Genomic DNA, 15,843 nt, shown 5'->3' with positions numbered 1-15,843 from the left:
ACTTTGAAGAAGGATATTGTAAATGTACGAGCAAGACTTCGAGAGGGAATATCAAGAATTTAACGCTGCTGTTAATTTGTTTGCCAATATCTTAAAATTTAAAGACAGAGACCTAGTAGAAACTTGCGAACAAGTTTTGATGAACCTTATGGGTTCTAAATATACACAGAATATCATGAACGCCGCTTTGTTTCAACTAGCAGAAAGTGCTCCTGAGACTTGTCAGTGGATTTGGCAAAACTTTCCTTACCTTGACGCTTGTATTACTTTAAAAGAGTATGTTGTCATGTTCGCCGTACAAAAATTAATTGGTCAAGGTTTTGTTTTGGGTCAAGATTTTAGCGTTACAGCTGAAGGCGAACTGTTAATCAATCAGAATTCACGCTCTATCTTAATGCAAAGTATTTCTGATGCAGACCGTGTTTTTGTGACAGAGGTTTTAGATACTGCTCAACAAGAACTAACTTACTAAGTGTAGGGTGGGCAATGCCCACCCTACTAACAACTAACAACTAACCATTAACCATTATGTTACATCATTTCAGTTTTAATCCTATTCATACAATACGCCAATGGCTCGACTCTATAGAAATTAATGACTATAAAGTTGCTCAACGGCTTTGCAAAACTATTCCTGCACAGTGTCCATTTGAACGCAAATTCACACTCTTTAATCGTACCATCTTATATATTCCACCTCTGTGTAAGCTAAATCCTTTCTACGAACAATTAGTCATGCTTCGCTTTAAGTCTTTAATTTACCTTGCAGATGTATGTGGAGAAGATGTTACTGTATATTGTTAACTGGTCACTGGTCACTGGTCACTGTACTAAGAGTTTTGCTTGATATGCTTCAAGATTGAGTGTGATGCGCTCGTCATTAGCTTCGATATCGTAACCATCTATCCACTCATGCCATTTGCCAGTACAGGGAAAATTAGGAACGCAATACTCATTATAATTTTGCTCTGAGAAATTTGTCACGACAACAACACGGTTTCCCTGTTCGTTCCAACGAACATATGCCAAAACTTTTGCCTCAACATTTTCATGGAAAAATTCTATATTGTCGTTGTGCAAAGCAGAATTTTGTTTGCGTAAGGAGATCAGCTTTTTATAGTAATCAAATAACTCTCGATTTTGGTCTCTTTCTAGTAACGGCCATGCTATCTTTTTAGGTTGATTAACGTTTTCACTTTTGCGCTTGTGTTCCCCAAACTCTTCACCCATCCATAGCATGGGAATACCCATCGCTGTCATGAGTACTACAGCTGCTAACTTGGCTCTTTTAAATGCATCTTCATCAAAGATACCACGATCGCCTAATTCTCTTAATAAGTGTTCGCGATCGTGAGTTGCCAAATAATTGATAACGTTTGTTGTTGCTGTATAACCCTGTTTTCTGGGGTCTAAAACTTCCTTCAGCTTTTCAGGTTCAAACATTTCTCCACTGATATGTGGTAGAACAAAATAGCGAAAACTTTCATGCCAACAAGAATCCAATGGACCTTCTGGAGTTGTGATTTTACTAGTGTCGGGAATATGTTCTGCGATGTTGAAAAACGGTTTTGGTGCAGTGTTCTTTTTAGATTGTTCGGCTAGCCAAGTCAAAAACTCATCGTTAGCCAATTGTCGCACCGCATCAAAACGAATTCCATCAATATGATATTCTTGAACCCAATATTTTACGACATCTCCAACGTACTTCCAAGCGGGCTTAACGTCTAATTGTTCGTCATAGTTGTTGTAGTTAAACTCCGGTCCCCAGTAATTAGCAGGATCTTCCGGATAATGCATATGTTCGTAGTACCAGTAATTTCGGTCAATTAGCAATAAAGGGCATTCTTCATCGGTATGATTGTAAATGCCATCCATGAAAACTCGAATTCCTCTACCATGGCATTCGTCAATAAAGCGCTTTAAATCTTCTGTTGAACCATAGCTAGATTCTGTAGCAAAGTAATGACGGACTTTATATCCCCAACTGTAATCGCCAGGATATTCATTCACTGGCATTAATTCGATCGCATTTATTCCCAATTCGCTAAGATAATCTAACTTTTCAATAGCATCTACATACCGTCCGCGTTTGTAGGGATCGACTTCACCACCTGTGAAGTCCGCGACGTGCATTTCATATATAATTAGTTCGTGATTGTTTGGTAAGGGCGTGCGATCGTGCTGCCAAACATATGTATCAACAATTTTTTGTCCATCTTTGATCCTTACTGTAGCAACTTTTTTTTCTTCATCAACATCTGTTGCATAAGGGTCAATAACATCCACCCATTGGTCTGGTTCAAATTGCGGGCTTTTTGTTTGTACGCGAAATTTATACTGATAAACTCCATCTTCAAGTTCTACTTGCGTGCGAAAATAACCATCCTCACACCTGTCCATTGGTATCTCTTTCCAATCGGAAAAAGACGCAATAACAGCAGCGCCATTATTGCGAGGTGCAAACAATTCAAATTCAATTACACTTGTCATTTTTGGGATTGGGGATTAGGGATTGGGGAACTCGGGGCCCCCTCTGGGGATAAGGGGCAATGGGGATTGGGGATTGGGGAACTCGGGGCCCCCTCTGGGGATAAGGGGTAATGGGGATTGGGTAGACAAAGGAGACAGTTCTACCTTGTCCCCCTTGTCTTCCTTGTCCCTAGTCGCTAGTCCCCAATCCCTAATCCCTTGTTCTAAGCAGCAGGTGTCACAATTGGTGTAGGAGCATTTGGCGTAGTATAACTATCTAAGATCGGCTTACGAGTTTTTAAATCAAATTTATAGCCGTGTGGCAGAATATGAAGTCTTGCTCCACAAATTGCCAAAGGTTCATCCTTTAAAATGTCATCAACATTGCTATGTATCACTGATGAATCATCAACAACTGTGATACACCCTTCCCCTACCACCTCGATTTGATTATTGGTCACTATGATAGCTGTGTTCTCGTCAATTCCAAATCCCAAAACAGCAGGCTGCTGGGCTAATGCAGCGATTAAGCGTCCCAGCCGCCCGCGCTGTGAAAAATGCTGATCTATCACTACACCTGGTAAAAAAGCCATACCAGGACCCATCTCAACAATATTCATTCGAGGATTTGTTTCTGAATCACCCTCTACAATCATTACATCAGGCATGACCGCAGCACCTGCACTTGTTCCACCTATGACGAAGCCTTCAGAATAACGACTGTGAATAGCTTTATCTAGGTCAGTATCTTTCAAAACACTCGTAATGCGAGCTTGATCTCCTCCAGTAAAAAATATACCAGTCGCTTCATTCACTGCTTCTAACGCTGTAGATGAAGACGCATCACTACGAGTTTCAGTATCTACTATACGAACATTTTCGGCTCCAAGGCGCTCAAAAACTCTTATATAATTTTCTCCAACTTCTCTTGGCAATTCTGTTGCTGCTGTCATAATAACAATTCTGGCTTTTGTACCTCCAGCACGGCGAACAAACTCTCGAAGAATTCGACAATCTCCTTCTTTGTCTTCCGCACCCCCAATAATAACTAGCTGTCGCTTAATTTCATTAGCTACCATATAGCCACCTCATAAAAGTTATTAGTTTTAATAAAACATAACTATCAATAACAAGGAAACATCCATTTGGTAGATTACAATACAAAAAATAAATCTCTACTATAGTAGAGAATGTTTGAGATAAATTAAACCTTATTTCTTGCTATCATTAAGTTCTAGACAAAATTCGTTGCGGTGCAGAATTCGGATTATCTCTACACCAGGATATTTGAACAACACATCAAACTTGCTATTAGGCATTCTCAAATTTTCTGGAATGAGATAAGTCTGAATCGGTTGTGTTAATACTAAACCATGCCCAGGAAAAAGAAAAACAGTAATTTCACCACTACGCAGGCATCCTAAAACTTTTGCCGGGACACGTACATAAAAGGAACATCTCTCTTCTTTATCAGCATCCATCTGCTACAGGCTGCGGTTAATTTTTTCTTAAAGTATCTTACAAAAGTGGGAATTGCTATATAGCAATCCTAAATCATTCGGAAAAACTTAGATCCCCAACTTCTTTAAGAAGTTGGAGATCTGTACGAGCGAAGACTAAATTATGCGTTATAGCTATACGGAAAAAAGATATTATGAAATGTTTTTATCTTATCATCAGCATAGAGCGCTCGCCATGCAATCGCATTCACTCAAATTCACAGAAATATCATTTGGTATTAAGAACCTGATTGTCAAAAAGTAATTCACAAAGAAAAGTGCGAGCCTCTTCTAAAGAAAAGTGTTTGGGCTTTCCCTGATAAACGATTTGGTACTCGTTATTTTGCGGACCATCGCCATATCCAGAAATCAGTTTATGATGAAAAGCTTCCTCTGCGAGGTGTTGAACTTCATTTCTAAGAACAACTTCTGTATTAATCATAACTCTGTCGTCTCCTAGAATTTTACTGACAGTGACTTAACTAAGTATAAAAATACAAAGGTGTTATGGCTACCTTCAAAAGTTGTATGTTGTGGCTCGGTCTAATGAAAGATAAAGAAGACATTCAAGTACTAAATTATAACTCAATTCCTGTCAAGCATTCCCCGTTCCCTGTTTTTCTTATCAATGACTATGCCTTTAGGATAACCAAAAATTATTATATCGGAGTTACAATAGGAGGGCATAAGCGTAGTATTTGATGCTAAAGTCAAGTGTAACGTTTACAGTGCGGTGAGGCTGTTGCCATCGCTTCACAACTAGTATTCGATAGTACATAGATAGTAACTCAGTCTGGAGAAAGCGTATATACCTCCAGGTTCAGGTGTTTAGCCAAAGGTCTAGAGTCAATGGTTCAAGACAGAGTAGCAGACCCAATCCGCGTTAATGCAAGAAAGACTGATGCGTTCGATATTTTCAACTTCAAGCATTTTGTTGGGTCTAATCCTTATTTAGAAACAGGGGCATTAGTATTTGATTTTACTTTGACTGAATTTATACAACCTCTACCTATAGAGGATTATGTTACAGTCATTAGCGATCGCTACCCAAATTTGGGTAACCAAACATACGATTCCTATGCCCATCTGTTTGCCCGTACTTTATCAGAAGTTGGAAAACTGCAAATGGACTTACACCTCGATAAATGGGGTATAAAATCCTATCCAAATTTTACGAGGATTAGCTTGCAGTCATTGCACGAACGAACAACACGAGCTATCGTTTACTTTGTCTGGGATTGGTTTGAAGCCATAACTCGAGACAAAGAGATTACCTTTGACGAACAAATTTCCAGCCTTCAAAAAAGGTTTCGATTATCAGTCTACGGCGGTCCAACAGTTTACGCTTTACTACGAACGGCTTTTAATAAAGGTATTCCTGCTTTCTACTTATGGGATGAAGGACTTACTCAGTATGGGTATGGCAAGAAACAGGTTCGGGGTGTAGCCACAACATTTGATTGTGACAGCCACGTAGATTCTGACTTCACGACCCGGAAAGATGACTGTAAAGCTTTTTTAAGAACTTTAGGGTTCCCAGTTCCCAAAGGAGATATTGTTGTCACACAAAGGGAAGCGATCGCAGTTGCAAAAGAGGTTGGTTACCCGGTAGCAGTGAAGCCAGTTGTTGGTCATAAAGGAATTGGAGTCACAGCAGAAGTCCGAGACGAATACGAAATAGAATCTGCTTTCGAGCGTGCAGTTGAGGCAATTCCAGAAAACGAATCGACACGTATCATCGTTGAGAAAAGCATTGTAGGTTCAGATTTTCGGTTGTTATGTGTCAATGGTAGATTTGTTGCTGCTACGGAACGACGTCCGGCTTGGGTTGTTGGTGATGGAAAGTCAACTATTGATGAATTAATCCGAGAAGAAAACCGAAAACCAGGACGATGGGACACTCCAACCTCAGCCATGACTAAAATTCAGTGCGATGAGGCAATGGAACAGTATCTAGAACAGCAGCGATTGTCACTCAGTAGCGTCCTTGAGAAAGACCGTAAAGTTTATCTCCGCAAAGTTGCTAACCTCTCATCAGGAGGAGTTAGCATTGATGCAACCCGTGCCATTCACCCTGATAATATCATTTTGGCGCAAGATATTGCTCAACACTTCCGACTCACTTGCTTGGGAATTGATGTCATCTCCCGAAATCTTAACGAATCTTGGAAGTCAGGCGATTTTGCTATTCTAGAAATCAATGCTGCACCTGGTATTTTGATGCATCTTAACCCTGCTACAGGAGAAAGCGTTGATGTTCCTTCACATATCTTAGAGACTTTTTATAAGTCAGGAGCAGATGCCAGAATACCCATAATCACCTTCAACAAAATCTCCTTACATGACCTTCAAGAAACAATAGACCATATTCTTTTACAACATCCTGATTGGACAGTCGGTGCTGTTTGTCGTGAGGGAGTTTTTGTCAATCGTTCGGAAAAAATTCTCAATAAAGATTACAACACAAACCTCCTAACATTGCTTCGCAATCCTAAACTAGATCTATTAATTGCTGAGTATGAAGGAGACGTTTTGGATAGGGAAGGTATGTTTTATTACGGTAGTAATATGGTCGTCCTTAACAATCCTACAGAGACTGAGATGATGCTAGTACGTGATGTTTTTGACGACTCCACTGTTGTCATTAGAAAAGGAGATAGTATTTCTATCAGACGCAAGGGATTGATTGAAGAATATTCTTTGGGAGAAGATGAACCTTTCACGCGGGTTTATTTGAAGGAGATTGGCACTGTTTTGTAATTTTAGAGACTTCCAAATAAAAAATATTCAACTTACTCTTGTGGTGCGAAGAGCAGCGCCGTGCGGAGAGCAGTGCGTTGCGGGGGGTTCCCCCCGTTGAGGCGACTGCGGGGCGTTTCGCCAGCCACCCCTATAAGACGGGCGTCCTCGCCCGTCCCACAAGTTTACAAATCAGATAGTCTTGTTAACTTTTTGATGTACGAGTAAACCACTCTTGATAAGTTTGCTGACGTTCTTCATCTTCAACAACGATTGTAACTCTGACTGCTTTACAGCCGTGATTTCGTTCGAGAGCGATCGCATTTAAAAGTAAACTCGCTATTTTAGGAGAACTAAAGTCACCACTGACTGTTAAACTACTATTAATGCTCTCAGTTGGAGAAGAATCCTCCAGCTCGATAGACTGAAATTCAGCCGATATTTCTCCTTGACTCAAATCTATTTCTGCAAGCTGTTTGCGTTCTGGACTAACTTGTTCCACAATCAATTTTTCGCTCCGAACAGGGACTTGTACCATCCGGGTTTCTACTTGCTTGCGAACGATTACTTCACCAACCTTTCTTTTGTTGCGATCTACTATAACTCGTTCTCCTAATAAACGAATTATCTCGTCTACAGAAGTTATATCACCATCATTTACATCAACTATTCTGTCTGAAATTGGTGGAGTACCTTGTGTATTTTCTTCTAAAATTTTTGAATTTTCTTCCATTGTACTAACTTTGCTATATTTGTCTAAAGGATTTTCTAATAATTTTATTTCTATTTTTTCTACTTTTAAAAAAATACACTTACTTTGGGAGTCAATTTTTTCTACTAACTTACTACTTAACAAAAATGATTGATGAGTCTCGTTCAATTTTGCACTAACTACAAAGCTAATTTGACGTTTAGCATCAATAATTAAATCTTTTACTTCACCTATTATCTGATTTTGCCTATCTATAATAGTAAAGTTACGCACTTTTTGGCGCAAGCTTTCAAGCAAAGTACTAATTCTGGCAATTTTGCTAGTATCTTTATTACCTATACTAGACATTGTATCATTCGTCATTCTTATTAACTTTATTAAGAATTGATTACTTGAACAAGCTTTAAGACCCTTTAAGATCCCCGACTTCTTTAAAGAAATCAGGGATCTAACTCTTCTAGTGGAGAGACTAGAAGGAAAAATAGAGACAATTAACGCTCATCAATTGGAAGACCAGGAGCATTAACATCTAATTCTTCACGACGAACCGTTTCTTGTTGTTCCACAGTGTCCTTGTCTACAACTTTTTTAACTCGAACTTCTTCGCGTACAACAGCTTCTTTGCGAATGTCAGGAGTTTCTTCATAGATTTCCAGACGAGCAACTTCGCCTTCGCGGAAATTAGCTTCGCCAGGAGCAACTGGTCTACCTGCATCTGTTGGCGTAACTCGCTCAACAACAACTCTCTCTTTCTCAATTGGAACTGCAACTCTTGCTGTTTCAGTTTCAATATGCTTTCCAATTGTAACTTCACCAGCCTTGATGCGTTTCTTATTTGCAACTAATCGCTCTTCGTACAGTCTCAGAGTTTGATGATCGCGGTCATTTATCCCAAACAAAGATGGCTCAGAGTCATAACGGTATGTATCGCGATCGTATTTGGGGATGCTAGGTGTAGTTACAGGCTGATTAATTGTAGATGCAGCTTGATTTGCAGCGGATGCAGCCGCATAATTAGCGTCTAGAGGAGCAGATGCTTCTAAAGGAGTAGATGTTTCCAGAGGAGCAGATGCTTCTACAGCTCTGTTAGTACCTACAGGATTTCGATAAACGTTCCGAACGCGCTCTTCATAATCATAATCAACAGTGTCGCGTTCGTTGAACTCTGGTAAATTATCAGCTTGCTCTCTAGTCATCCCAACTGCATATACGCGAGTTGTATTGTAATCAATGCGAGCGCGACCAATAGGAAGTAATACTTTCTTACCAAAAATCCAAAAACCTAAGTCAACTACAAAATAGCGAAAACGACCTTCATCATCAACTAAAACATCGCTAACTGTACCAATCTTTTGGTCGCTTCCTTCTTCGTAAACCCCCATTCCTTTGATATCGTCGCCGCCAAATGTGTCTTTGTAGTCTGGATCGAAATCAGATACTTTATAAAGAGGCATATTCGTTACCCTCCAACTATTTCCGTCTCTTGTTAATTATCTTAGAAAAAGAGTTTTTATGAGCCATCTCTCTTACGAGTGAATTCTTTTTTAAATTAGTAGATAGTAGTTATTTATTAGTAGTAGATATTGTGTATTACTATTAACAACTAACAACTAACAACTATCCACTAACAACTAACCCTTAAATTCGATCGCTTGTATTGATATCGGAATTATTGGTTAACAAATCTCCCTCAGTCCGAATATCTAATTCTTCGCGACGAATGGTTTCTTGAGCTTCAACAGTATCTTTGTCTACAACTTTTCTGACTCGAACTTCTTCGCGTACAAAAGCTTCTTTATGAATATCTGGTGTTTCTTCGTATACTTCTATACGTGCAACTTCTCCTTCCTGGAACTGTAAATCGCTAGGATTTACTGCTATTCCTGCATCTGTAGGACTGACTCGCTCAATCACAACACGCTCTTTTTCAATTGGTACTGAGACTCTTGCTGTTTCAGTTTCAATATGTTTGCCAACTGCAACTTCTCCGGTTTTAATGCGGTTTTTGTTAGCAATTAATCGTTCTTCATACAATCTGAATGTTTCTTGATTTTGGTTGTTCAGGTTGTACAAAGTAGAGTCTTGTTGGTAATTGTATGTATCGCGATGGTGGGTTGTACTACTAGATAGAGGACGATAAGCCTTACGTACCTGTTCTTCGTAATCGTAATCAACCGTCAAATCTTCTCTATATTCAGGTAAACTTTGTACTTGCTCTTTGCTCAGTCCGTCTACAACAACTCGTTTAGCATTGTAGTCAATATGAGCAAGACCAATTGGTAATAAAATCTTTTTACTAGAGGAATTGTATGTGCTATCGATGACGAGATAACGAAAACGACCTTCAGGATCTACCAACACATCATCAACAGAACCAACTTTTGTCCCACCTTTGGTATAGAGATCTAGAGCTTTAACATCATCGCCACCAAAAGTTTCTCTGTAATTTGGATCGAAGTTTGCAATTTTGTAAAGAGGCATAATAGTTTTGATTGCACTACTAAGAACGTCTAAATATTAGAGTAGAATCGGAGAGAAAAAATTCCCTCTTGCTGACGACTTAATTTAATGGATTATTTATTAGTCAAAGGTTATGAATTTCTCAGAAGCTAGCGTTAAATATTTTTTAGTTCTCAATATTTGTTTTCAAGCCAAGAAAAAAGTGTTATGCTAGCTTTCTAACAAGCAAGAACACATCAGTCTATAGAAAGAAAAAATATTAATTTTTATAACATAAGTAATACTAATTGTAGTTAACATTAATCTAAAATTAGCAAAAAATGTCTAATCAACTTTGGCTATCCCAACTAAAAGAACATAAAGCGATCGCAGTCATCCGCGCTCCAGAAATATCGTTGGGTTACCAAATGGCTTTGGCAGTATCATCTGAGGGAGTTAAGTTAATTGAAATCACTTGGAATAGTCATCGTGCTGCCGATCTCATTGGTAAATTGCGAGTAGAATTACCTAATTGCATTATTGGCACTGGTACATTATTGAATTTTAAGCAGATGCAAGAGGCTATTGCAGCAGGAGCGCAATTTCTGTTTACTCCTCATGTGGACTTAGCTATGATTCAAGCAGCTGTTGCTATTGATGTCCCAATCGTACCGGGAGCGCTTTCTCCTACAGAAATAGTCACCGCTTGGGCGAGTGGTGCAAGTTGTGTCAAAGTATTTCCCGTAGAAGCACTCGGAGGCGTTCAATATATAAAAAGTTTGCGAGGTCCTTTGGGTCATATTCCCCTGATTCCAACAGGTGGCATTACTCTAGAAAATACTATGGACTTTTTAGAAGCAGGAGCGATCGCCGTTGGTTTAAGCAGTCAATTATTTCCCAAAAAGTTCGTAGAGGCAAGAAATTGGCAGGCGATTGCTCAACAGGCAAAAAATTTAATGCAGAGAATAGGGAATGGGGACTGGGGAATGGGGAATGGGTAAGAAACAATCCCCATTCCTCATTGCCCCTCAACAAGGAGGGGGCCCCGAGTTCCCCAATCGCCAATCGCCAATCCCCAATCCCCAAAATCATGAATTCTCAAAAGATAGCACCGCGTAAATCCTTTGCCCAGCATTGGCTAAAAAGTGATAAAGCCCTCAACGAAATCGTTCGAGCTGCACAACTCCAAAATAGCGATCGCGTTTTGGAAATTGGACCGGGAACAGGTATTCTCACCCGCCGCCTCTTACCAGAAGTACAATCTTTGTTAGCGGTTGAAATCGATCGTGACTTGTGCAAGCGCTTGGTTAAGGAGCTTGGAAACAAAGAAAATTTCCTACTCCTACAAGGGGACTTTCTCGAACTAGATTTACGACCCCTACTTCAATCATCTCCGGCATTTCAAAACCAAAACAAAGTTGTTGCCAACATTCCCTACAACATTACAGGTCTCATTATTGAGAAATTGCTAGGTACAATATCCAATCCAAATCCTCAACCCTATGATTTAATTGTGCTATTGGTACAAAAAGAAGTTGCAGAAAGACTGACAGCAAAAGCAGGCTCAAAAGCTTTTGGAGCATTAACTGTCAGAGTCCAGTATTTAGCAGAGTGTCAGTTCATTTGTACAGTTCCATCTGGGGCATTTTACCCACCACCGAAAGTAGATTCAGCTGTCGTGCGTTTGATTCCTCGTAGATTTGAACCACAAGCCTTGGATGCACGACAGTTAGAAATGCTAGTAAAGTTGGGTTTTGGAGCAAAGCGAAAAATGTTGCGAAATAATTTGCAATCTGTTGTGGAACGCGATGCATTAACCAACTTACTAGAAGAATTAAATGTCAATACCCAAGTTCGAGCAGAAGAACTGAGCGTCGAACAATGGGTTATATTAGCAAATAAAATAAATCTCAATTCGGGGAATTAAGAAAACAACATAAAGCCCCCCTTTTTAAGGGGGGTTGGGGGGATCGATAACCACATATCGCACACGAAAACAACACAAAACCCTTCTTTTTAAGGCCGGTGTACACACATCTTTAGAGATCCCCCTAAATCCCCCTTCCCAAGGGGGACTTTAAGAATTTCCCCCCTTTTTAAGGCTACGGTGTACACACATCTCTAAAAAAGATATGAAACATCCTGAAAACAGGAGAGTTTGATTTCAATTCCCCCCTTTTTAAGGGGGGTTAGGGGGGATCGAAATCGTAAGAATGCACTTTCAGAGACTTGTGTGTACACCGTAGCTTTTTAAGAGGGGTTAGGGGGGATCGAAACCGCAAGAACTCACTTTCAGAGACCTTGTGAGTGCACCGTAGCCTTTTTAAAAGGGGATTTCTTCCTCAATTTGCTGACACACACCATCAAATTCCATTAATACCTGCTCATTCGTAAACCGAATCACCTTCAACTCATATTCTGCTAAAGTCTGTATCCTTTCCAAGTCGTACAATCTACCATCTTCTGTAAAATGGCTTTCTCCATCCACCTCAATTACTAGTTTCAGAGCAGCACAGTGAAAATCAACTATAAAGCGATTTATCGGACGCTGACGCAATACGCGAAATGGAAATGTTTTCAGATATCCTTGCCAAAGCTTTTTTTCGGCAGGAGTGGGATTTTTGCGAAGTTCCTTAGCCCTGACTATAAGTTGTGGGTTGTAGGGCAAGTGAAAATCTGTTGTACTGATGTTGTAAGTCATTCGATCCCCCCAACCCCCCTTAAAAAGGGGGGCTATGTGTACACACGAGTCTCTCAAGTGCTTTCTTGTGCTTTCGATCCCCCCAACCTCCCTTAAAAAGGGGGGCTATGTGTACACACGAGTCTCTCAAGTGCTTTCTTGTGGTTTCGATCCCCCCTAACCCCCCTTAAAAAGGGGGGAAATTTTCAAAGTCTTAAAAAGAGGGAATTGGAATTACGTATTTTTATGGCAAACTTGTTACGTATTTTTATGGCAAACTTGTTACTTGTGAATGGTTTTCGTAGTCATACACAAATCGGGAAACCTGACGAATGAACTCTGTTGCTCTGGAGTCATGATTAGGTCTTTTGACTAAAATACCTGCCAAGTATATTTTTCCGCTTGGTGTCTGAATAATTCCTGCATCTCCAAGTACAAATCTTAGAGTTCCAGTTTTGTGGGCAATAGTAGCACCCGCACCTAAACCAGATGGAAGCATACTTTGGTTGTGGCAATGACGCATCATCTCCAAAACCTGAGCGCGACTGGTGTTATTGATTAATTGATTGTTGGTGACTAGTGCGGACAATTTCACTAAGTCTTTTGCACTAGTGGTGTTGGTTCCGTTAACATCTGCTAAAAAATTGCGAATTGTCGTATTTTGCAATCCCCAATTGTGAAAACGCTGGTTTAGTACAGCCTGACCACCTAAACGGTCAATAATCATATTTGTGGCAGTGTTATCACTGATAGTCATCATCTTTGTCGCTGTTTGCAAGACGGTAAATCGACTACCAACAGATTTATCTTGCATATCTCCAGAACCACCTGCAACTAAGTCTCGTCGCATGACTAGAGATTCGTCAAAGCTCACTCTACCTGCTTCTATTTCCTGAAATAACGCTATCAAAATTGGGAATTTAATGGTGCTAGCTGCAGGAAACGCTTTGTCGCCATTAATATTCAAATAATCGCCCGTTTGTAAATCTAAGAAAAATATTCCAGGGAGAAGAAAACTATAGCGACCCATTAAAGCTCGAATTTGAGAATTAAGTGGTAACATTTCTTTGCCTAAAGGAACAATTTCGGCAAATGAAGCACGATCGCTTGGATTTACAAAATCACTTTCAGCTTTTGGAGCAATAAATTCTATTTCCGGTAAATTAGTTAATTCTTTATCCGCAATACTTTGTGATGATTTACTCTGGGCGATCGCTCTTGATTGGTTGTTATACGTAGATTGTAATAAACTTGCTTTTGCTGGAGATGATAACAATACAAGAGATGTAACGCTTAATACGAACCAGTGTAGTTTCATTAGTGTGCTAGGAGGCTTTAGTTGCGATCGCTACTTAAATTTTTGCCTCTTATTCATAAACAAAAACAAGTGCAATTGTCAAGATCGCGATAGCTTTTTCGTGAAACCTTCACACTTGAGCAATCCTAGTCAATTTTTCCCTATGCCACCATTACAGTATATATACTGTGTTGACCAGTGTTCGCAAGCTTCTGTAATCACTCGCAACTCTTCCGAACTAAGGAGTTCATTTGGTTTTTCCGACGCTAGAATCTTAGCTGCTGAGGCTGCTAGTTTCTGTTCCACACCATACTTAAGTAACTCTCCTTGATAAATATTCTCGTTTTCTTTTAGGAGTTTAAAAAGGTAAGGAGTCATGAATCTTCCAAGATAGCAAATTACTAATACTTTTATTTTGTAAATTTGAGATGTAGTCGCTACTACCAACAGAAAGATTAAACATTTTCAACCTTAAGGTAGTTGTAATAATAAAACTAAAGACTGTGTAGTGTCAAGAATGATTTGCATTTAGTCTGAAAACGTAAAAGCCTGACATAATGAGGTTGTTATTAACCGATGTAGAAGATCGATTCATAACTTATAGCCAATAAACTTTACGTATGCGTAGTTATACCTTAACAGCCCCTGCCAAAATCAACTTGTATCTGGAAATTATTGGCGATCGCGCCGATGGGTATCACGAGTTAGTGATGATACTTCAAAGTATCGATCTAGCAGATGAGATTCATTTGGAAGCAGGTAGTATTGATACCATCCGCCTTCGCTGCAACCAACCAGAATTACCTACAGACAGAGGTAATTTAGCATACCGCGCTGCAGAATTAATGACGGAAAAATTTCCCGAAGCATACGCAAAATATGGTGGCGTGGACATTAGTATTAACAAGCGTATCCCTATAGCTGCAGGGTTAGCAGGAGGTTCGGCGAATGCAGCAGCTGTATTGGTAGGAATCGATTTGCTGTGGGATTTAGGTCTGACTCGCACAGAATTAGAGCAGCTAGGATCTTTACTAGGTTCAGATATACCATTTTGTGTCGGAGGTGGGACAGCGATCGCAACAGGAAGAGGCGAACAACTTTCACCGCTTAATCCTTTAAACAATATATATATAGTATTAGGTAAATATCGCAGCCTAGAAGTTTCCACTGCTTGGGCATACAAAACCTATCGACAGCAATTTGGAGATACGTATCTAAGAGATACGGAAAGCTTAGCAGCTCGTGCAGCAGCAGTTCATTCTGGTTCGATAGTTAAAGCTATAGTTAATGGAGATAGAAAAGAAATTGCCGAAAAGCTGCATAACGATTTAGAACGTGTCGTATTACCAGAATATCCGCAAGTCTTGCAACTAAGGGAGACATTTGCATCTGCTGGTGTTTTAGGAACAATGATGTCTGGTTCGGGTCCGAGCGTGTTTGGGGTTTGTGAATCTCAACAACAAGCGGAACAAGTTAAAACTCGTATTCGAGAAACCATTCCCGACAAAGATTTAGAATTATTCGTTACTCAAACCATTACTCATGGAGTACAATTCACGGTTAATCGTTAATAGATAGTTAAATAGAACAAAGTATAGATATGGCTTTCTAAATCCAAATTAGTTACAGTATAAATTATGGCAGACCAAAATATTTCGCAATCAACTGATTCTCAACCGCAAGTCACGACAAGTCCTTTACGATGCATAATAGGAGCCTTGATTTCAGGGGCATTAACCTATGGATTGTATTCTTTAATGGTTGGCATAGTAACAACCTATGCCAAGAAACCCATTGTATCAAATAGTCAATTAGCAGCAAGTATTGCTTCTGCAGTGCGTACTTTGGTTATAGGTGTCACTGCTTTAGGTACTGGAGTATTTGGCATAGTAACAATAGGGCTGTTGGCATTAGCAGTGCAACTAGTTGTGCAGAAGCAGAGGGGAAAACAAAATTAAATTTTGGATACCTCAGCTACTACTTTTAAAACATCTTCTGACACTGAAAT

At 39.7% G+C, this 15,843-nt stretch carries 17 protein-coding genes; 7 read left to right on the top strand and 10 right to left on the bottom strand.

Annotated elements, in window-relative coordinates; all coding sequences use genetic code 11:
* The first annotated feature begins 22 nt into the window (after window positions 1-22).
* Window positions 23-472: a hypothetical protein gene (locus ACKTT2_RS30705; RefSeq protein ID WP_407893852.1), complete on the top strand. Its 450-nt coding sequence runs from the start codon at window positions 23-25 to the stop codon at window positions 470-472.
* Between the two features lie 56 nt (window positions 473-528).
* Window positions 529-804, top strand: a complete 276-nt coding sequence (locus ACKTT2_RS30700) for a Mo-dependent nitrogenase C-terminal domain-containing protein (RefSeq protein WP_407893850.1) — start codon at window positions 529-531, stop codon at window positions 802-804.
* A gap of 18 nt (window positions 805-822) precedes the next feature.
* On the opposite strand, the gene ACKTT2_RS30695 is transcribed toward ACKTT2_RS30700, so the two are convergent.
* The 4 genes from ACKTT2_RS30695 to ACKTT2_RS30680 form a co-directional block, all read right to left on the bottom strand.
* Window positions 823-2,490, bottom strand: a complete 1,668-nt coding sequence (locus ACKTT2_RS30695) for an alpha-amylase family glycosyl hydrolase (RefSeq protein ID WP_407893848.1) — start codon at window positions 2,488-2,490, stop codon at window positions 823-825.
* A 203-nt stretch (window positions 2,491-2,693) separates the two neighbouring features.
* Window positions 2,694-3,548, bottom strand: a complete 855-nt coding sequence (locus ACKTT2_RS30690) for a cyanophycinase (RefSeq protein WP_407893845.1) — start codon at window positions 3,546-3,548, stop codon at window positions 2,694-2,696.
* Window positions 3,549-3,680: 132 nt separating this feature from the next.
* Entirely contained in the window at window positions 3,681-3,950 is a 270-nt protein-coding gene (locus ACKTT2_RS30685) for a hypothetical protein (RefSeq protein ID WP_407893843.1), read from the bottom strand.
* Window positions 3,951-4,197: 247 nt separating this feature from the next.
* Window positions 4,198-4,410 (bottom strand): hypothetical protein, encoded by a 213-nt coding sequence (locus ACKTT2_RS30680; protein WP_407893841.1) that lies wholly within the window; start codon window positions 4,408-4,410, stop codon window positions 4,198-4,200.
* Between the two features lie 407 nt (window positions 4,411-4,817).
* Between ACKTT2_RS30680 and ACKTT2_RS30675 the strand changes: the two genes are divergently transcribed.
* Window positions 4,818-6,728: an ATP-binding protein gene (locus ACKTT2_RS30675; protein WP_407893839.1), complete on the top strand. Its 1,911-nt coding sequence runs from the start codon at window positions 4,818-4,820 to the stop codon at window positions 6,726-6,728.
* A gap of 184 nt (window positions 6,729-6,912) precedes the next feature.
* Here the strand turns inward: ACKTT2_RS30675 and ACKTT2_RS30670 are convergent, their stop codons facing one another.
* The 3 genes from ACKTT2_RS30670 to ACKTT2_RS30660 all read right to left on the bottom strand — a co-directional run bounded on the left by ACKTT2_RS30670 (window position 6,913) and on the right by ACKTT2_RS30660 (window position 9,900).
* On the bottom strand, window positions 6,913-7,782 hold the full coding sequence (locus tag ACKTT2_RS30670) for a DUF2382 domain-containing protein (RefSeq protein ID WP_407893837.1): 870 nt from the start codon (window positions 7,780-7,782) through the stop codon (window positions 6,913-6,915).
* A gap of 128 nt (window positions 7,783-7,910) precedes the next feature.
* Window positions 7,911-8,873, bottom strand: a complete 963-nt coding sequence (locus ACKTT2_RS30665; RefSeq protein ID WP_407893834.1) for a DUF2382 domain-containing protein — start codon at window positions 8,871-8,873, stop codon at window positions 7,911-7,913.
* A 184-nt stretch (window positions 8,874-9,057) separates the two neighbouring features.
* Window positions 9,058-9,900, bottom strand: a complete 843-nt coding sequence (locus tag ACKTT2_RS30660) for a DUF2382 domain-containing protein (protein WP_407893832.1) — start codon at window positions 9,898-9,900, stop codon at window positions 9,058-9,060.
* A gap of 299 nt (window positions 9,901-10,199) precedes the next feature.
* On the opposite strand from ACKTT2_RS30660, the gene ACKTT2_RS30655 reads away from it, so the two are divergent.
* Window positions 10,200-10,859: a bifunctional 4-hydroxy-2-oxoglutarate aldolase/2-dehydro-3-deoxy-phosphogluconate aldolase gene (locus ACKTT2_RS30655; RefSeq protein WP_407893830.1), complete on the top strand. Its 660-nt coding sequence runs from the start codon at window positions 10,200-10,202 to the stop codon at window positions 10,857-10,859.
* A gap of 89 nt (window positions 10,860-10,948) precedes the next feature.
* Window positions 10,949-11,785, top strand: a complete 837-nt coding sequence (rsmA, locus tag ACKTT2_RS30650; RefSeq protein ID WP_407893828.1) for a 16S rRNA (adenine(1518)-N(6)/adenine(1519)-N(6))-dimethyltransferase RsmA — start codon at window positions 10,949-10,951, stop codon at window positions 11,783-11,785.
* A 396-nt stretch (window positions 11,786-12,181) separates the two neighbouring features.
* On the opposite strand, the gene ACKTT2_RS30645 is transcribed toward rsmA, so the two are convergent.
* From ACKTT2_RS30645 to ACKTT2_RS30635, 3 genes are all read right to left on the bottom strand, one after another.
* Window positions 12,182-12,559, bottom strand: a complete 378-nt coding sequence (locus tag ACKTT2_RS30645; protein WP_407893826.1) for an endonuclease domain-containing protein — start codon at window positions 12,557-12,559, stop codon at window positions 12,182-12,184.
* 247 nt (window positions 12,560-12,806) lie between these two features.
* Window positions 12,807-13,856, bottom strand: coding sequence for a serine hydrolase (locus ACKTT2_RS30640; RefSeq protein WP_407893824.1), 1,050 nt, complete (start codon window positions 13,854-13,856; stop codon window positions 12,807-12,809).
* Between the two features lie 129 nt (window positions 13,857-13,985).
* Entirely contained in the window at window positions 13,986-14,213 is a 228-nt protein-coding gene (locus ACKTT2_RS30635) for a hypothetical protein (protein WP_407893822.1), read from the bottom strand.
* A 242-nt stretch (window positions 14,214-14,455) separates the two neighbouring features.
* Between ACKTT2_RS30635 and ispE the strand changes: the two genes are divergently transcribed.
* Together ispE and ACKTT2_RS30625 are read left to right on the top strand one after the other, a co-directional pair.
* Complete coding sequence (ispE, locus tag ACKTT2_RS30630) at window positions 14,456-15,406, top strand: 4-(cytidine 5'-diphospho)-2-C-methyl-D-erythritol kinase (RefSeq protein WP_407893820.1); 951 nt, start codon at window positions 14,456-14,458, stop codon at window positions 15,404-15,406.
* Window positions 15,407-15,472: 66 nt separating this feature from the next.
* Window positions 15,473-15,793: a DUF3082 domain-containing protein gene (locus ACKTT2_RS30625; protein ID WP_407893817.1), complete on the top strand. Its 321-nt coding sequence runs from the start codon at window positions 15,473-15,475 to the stop codon at window positions 15,791-15,793.
* Window positions 15,794-15,843 lie beyond the last annotated feature (50 nt).

Source organism: Scytonema hankhaensis NUACC26, from assembly GCF_045865695.1.
In the GTDB taxonomy this organism is placed as follows: domain Bacteria; phylum Cyanobacteriota; class Cyanobacteriia; order Cyanobacteriales; family Nostocaceae; genus Scytonema.
This window is presented reverse-complemented; position numbering and strand designations above follow the sequence as displayed.

What these genes read in the sequence shown, in the direction of transcription:
- ACKTT2_RS30705 (WP_407893852.1), top strand. Translation starts at nt 23, where the DNA reads ATGTACGAGCAAGACTTCGAGAGGGAATATCAAGAATTTAACGCTGCT.
- ACKTT2_RS30700 (WP_407893850.1), top strand. Translation starts at nt 529, where the DNA reads ATGTTACATCATTTCAGTTTTAATCCTATTCATACAATACGCCAATGG.
- ACKTT2_RS30695 (WP_407893848.1), bottom strand. Translation starts at nt 2,490, where the DNA reads ATGACAAGTGTAATTGAATTTGAATTGTTTGCACCTCGCAATAATGGC.
- ACKTT2_RS30690 (WP_407893845.1), bottom strand. Translation starts at nt 3,548, where the DNA reads ATGGTAGCTAATGAAATTAAGCGACAGCTAGTTATTATTGGGGGTGCG.
- ACKTT2_RS30685 (WP_407893843.1), bottom strand. Translation starts at nt 3,950, where the DNA reads ATGGATGCTGATAAAGAAGAGAGATGTTCCTTTTATGTACGTGTCCCG.
- ACKTT2_RS30680 (WP_407893841.1), bottom strand. Translation starts at nt 4,410, where the DNA reads ATGATTAATACAGAAGTTGTTCTTAGAAATGAAGTTCAACACCTCGCA.
- ACKTT2_RS30675 (WP_407893839.1), top strand. Translation starts at nt 4,818, where the DNA reads ATGGTTCAAGACAGAGTAGCAGACCCAATCCGCGTTAATGCAAGAAAG.
- ACKTT2_RS30670 (WP_407893837.1), bottom strand. Translation starts at nt 7,782, where the DNA reads ATGACGAATGATACAATGTCTAGTATAGGTAATAAAGATACTAGCAAA.
- ACKTT2_RS30665 (WP_407893834.1), bottom strand. Translation starts at nt 8,873, where the DNA reads ATGCCTCTTTATAAAGTATCTGATTTCGATCCAGACTACAAAGACACA.
- ACKTT2_RS30660 (WP_407893832.1), bottom strand. Translation starts at nt 9,900, where the DNA reads ATGCCTCTTTACAAAATTGCAAACTTCGATCCAAATTACAGAGAAACT.
- ACKTT2_RS30655 (WP_407893830.1), top strand. Translation starts at nt 10,200, where the DNA reads ATGTCTAATCAACTTTGGCTATCCCAACTAAAAGAACATAAAGCGATC.
- rsmA (WP_407893828.1), top strand. Translation starts at nt 10,949, where the DNA reads ATGAATTCTCAAAAGATAGCACCGCGTAAATCCTTTGCCCAGCATTGG.
- ACKTT2_RS30645 (WP_407893826.1), bottom strand. Translation starts at nt 12,559, where the DNA reads ATGACTTACAACATCAGTACAACAGATTTTCACTTGCCCTACAACCCA.
- ACKTT2_RS30640 (WP_407893824.1), bottom strand. Translation starts at nt 13,856, where the DNA reads ATGAAACTACACTGGTTCGTATTAAGCGTTACATCTCTTGTATTGTTA.
- ACKTT2_RS30635 (WP_407893822.1), bottom strand. Translation starts at nt 14,213, where the DNA reads ATGACTCCTTACCTTTTTAAACTCCTAAAAGAAAACGAGAATATTTAT.
- ispE (WP_407893820.1), top strand. Translation starts at nt 14,456, where the DNA reads ATGCGTAGTTATACCTTAACAGCCCCTGCCAAAATCAACTTGTATCTG.
- ACKTT2_RS30625 (WP_407893817.1), top strand. Translation starts at nt 15,473, where the DNA reads ATGGCAGACCAAAATATTTCGCAATCAACTGATTCTCAACCGCAAGTC.